This window comes from Pseudomonas sp. K5002 (assembly GCF_013386655.1).
Lineage (GTDB): Bacteria > Pseudomonadota > Gammaproteobacteria > Pseudomonadales > Pseudomonadaceae > Aquipseudomonas.
On sequence record NZ_JACARK010000966.1, the window covers coordinates 1 to 1,628 of the forward strand.

At 64.6% G+C, this 1,628-nt stretch carries 1 pseudogene; it reads left to right on the top strand.

Features of this window, described 5'->3' with window-relative positions:
- Window positions 1-1,628, top strand: a pseudogene (locus HX846_RS31815) (autotransporter domain-containing protein); the annotation flags it as partial.

The following is a 1,628-nucleotide window of genomic DNA, read 5'->3' on the forward strand; positions in this document are numbered from 1 at the left end:
CGCCAACGACGCGCTGCGCATCGACAGCAACTTCGCCAGCGGCAGCCTGTTGATCGACAACAGCGGCACCATTCGCTCCGCCACCGGCCAAGGGCTGGACCTGGATGCGATCCGCAGCTCCAACGTCACTACCACTATCATCAACCGCCAGGGCGGGCTGATTCGCGGTGACGCCAGCGACGGCATGAAGACCGGCGGCAACGCTACGATCACCAACTACGGCGAGATTTCCACCGGCGACACCCACTCGCGCGATGACAAATTCGACGGCGTCGACATCGACTCCGCTACTGGCGTGACCGTCACCAACTACGGCCTCATCTCCGGCGGCCGCCACGGCATCACCACCGACCTGGGCGCCACGCTGACCAACTACGGCACGGTAATCGGCCGCAACGGCTCGGGTTTTGGTTCCGACGGCGATGGCACGGTGATCAACCACGGCACTATTACCGGCGCATTTTCCGGACTGCAGCCGGACGGCGATGGTGACGGCGTGGACATCGACAAGATTGCCCACATCGAAAACTACGGAGTCATCCAGGGCGTCGGCGCCGGTGGTGTCGACAAGAACGGCTTTGCCAACGGCAGCGAAGGCATCGCCCTCGGTGGTGGCTATGTGTTCAACGGCGTGGGTGCATTGGTAAGCGGTGCCAACAACGCGGTGCTGGTGGACGACGGCAGCGACGGCCCGGGACTTGCTGCAACCACCCTGATCAACCATGGCACCATTCAGGGCCTGAACGGCTTCGGCGTGAAGTTCGTCGGCGAGTTTGCCGACACGGTGGTCAACGCCGGCTTGATCAGCGGCAGCAACGGCCTGGCCCTGGATTTGGGCGGCGGCGATGACACGCTGACCCTGCTCGGCGGCAGCCGCTTTGTCGGCGTGGTGGATGGCGGCACCGGATATGACCGCGTGATCATGGACGACGCCGCCGGCGGCAGTTTTGGCGACAGCCGCAACTTCGAATGGCTGGACGTGAAGCAAGGCACCTGGACCCTCACCGGCAGCGGCGACTTCAGCGACGGCGGCGAGATTTTCAGCGGCGCCAAGCTGATCAACCAGGGCGGGATCGCTGGCAACCTGACCGTCGATGAAGGCGGTATTTATGCCGGTGGCGGTAGTGTCGGCAGCCTGTTGGTCAAAGGCACCTTGCAGACCAACACCGCCCTCGGCACCGCCAGCATCACCCGCGACCTGACGATGACCAGCGGCTCGACCCTGGCCTATGGCGTGAATGCCGACGGCAGCAGCGCACCGGTCCAGGTCGGCGGCACCGCGTACCTGAATGGCGCGACCCTGGCGGTCAATCCCGGCACCGGCACCTACCCGTGGCAGAGCCACTACACGGTACTGCAGGCCGGCAGCATCAATGGCACGTTCGGCAAGGTCACCAGCGACTATGCCTTCCTCACCCCCACCCTGGATTACAGCCCTACCCAGGTCGGCCTGACCTATTCCCGCAATGACGTGGCGTTCAATCAGTTCGCCAACACCGGCAACGGCACCCGCGCCGCCAACGCCCTGGCGAGCCTGGGCAAGAACAACGCGTTGTACAACGCCTTGCTCAACACCACCAACAGCAGCGCCGGTGCCGCCATCGAGCAATTGGCCGGCAGCAGCACCG